Source organism: Campylobacter estrildidarum (assembly GCF_005406205.1).
In the GTDB taxonomy this organism is placed as follows: domain Bacteria; phylum Campylobacterota; class Campylobacteria; order Campylobacterales; family Campylobacteraceae; genus Campylobacter_D; species Campylobacter_D estrildidarum.
On the sequence record NZ_NXLZ01000038.1, the window covers coordinates 1 to 1,382 of the forward strand.

At 24.2% G+C, this 1,382-nt stretch carries 1 protein-coding gene; it reads right to left on the reverse strand.

All coding sequences use genetic code 11. The features are described from left to right. Nucleotides 1-1,209, reverse strand: a 1,209-nt coding sequence (locus CQA69_RS08825) for a Cj0814 family flagellar-dependent secreted protein (RefSeq protein WP_137621400.1), incomplete at its 3' end; no start/stop codon positions are given. Nucleotides 1,210-1,382 lie beyond the last annotated feature (173 nt).

Sequence of the window (1,382 nt, forward strand, 5' to 3'; positions counted from 1 at the left end):
TTTATTTTCAAGAAGTTTTTTTATGAGTTCATTTCTTATATTATCATCTTTATAAGTTTCTTTGTTTTTACTTTCTGCTTGGATGGGTTTGAAGGGTTTTTTATCATCATCTTGTGTTTTTTTATTTTTATTATTTGAAATACTTTGTCCACTGGCAATATCTATACTATAATCAATTCCTTTAGCTTTTTCTTCTTTGGTTAATTGTTCTACAAATTTATCGTGTCTTTCTTTAAAATCTAAATATTTAGTTTTAAACTCATTCAAGCTCATATTAGAATTGATTAATTCATTGTATTCTTTTCCTAGTTTTTCAATAGTTTTAATTAACTTATCATCGCCTAAATTTTTTGCCCTATTCATATAATCCCATATTGATAAACTATCTCCCATAGGATTAGCCCAATCATTCTGCTGATTAGAAGATTTTATACGGATAGAATAAGTTAAATGATTAGAATTCATAAAAGATATAAAATCTTTAATTTCGCTATTGCTAATATTTTTATCCAAACCTGCCATTTTACCCAATAAAGTAGTTGTTCCTTCTACAATGGGGTGATTTACAAAAAAAGCAATCAAAGCACCTCCTTTGGATATTTCACCATCTTTTATTTGATATTTATCTGAACCCAAATCTGCTAATTTCATATCAGCAAGTTCCCAAAATGTTGCAGTATTATCTTGAAATTTTTTCCAATAATTAATACTATCATTATTAGATAAATTTTTTAAATCTTGCTCTTTAAAATTTTGCCCTAATTCTTTATCATTCACTAAAGAAGAAAAAGAATTATAAGCATTTCCTATAGTTTTAGCTATATCAATTTGAGAATAAAAAGGTTGTCTTTTAAGAAAACTATTTACAAAATTCTCCATACCCTTAGCATAAATCTTATAATCTTTTGGTATTCCTGCAGCTTCATTAAAATCACTTGTAAAAAAACCATCTTCATCTACACCATAACCTAGTATTTTATCTATAGCTTGTGATTTATCATTTACTAAATTTGAATTTGTTTGTTTAATTTGTTTTAAAGAAGTATTGTTTGAGATATTGTTATTTGAATTTATGTTATTGTTTAAATTTGTATTGTTATTTATTTCTTTATTATTATCTACTAAATCATTTGTTTTAGAATTCTTTTTAGAATTTAAAGTATTTGTATAGTAATTATAATTTGAATAAGAATTTATACTATTTATCATTTTACTGCCTTTTGATCATTTCTACCTTGTATATCGGTAGAAATGAAATTAATTTAATTAAAAGGCTAATTAATTCTAAACTCTTATATCAACTTTTCTTTGTTCAGCTAGTCTTTTTGCTTTTCTTTGTTTTTCTAAACGTTCCAATTGTTCTTTTTGAAATTTTTCTATAT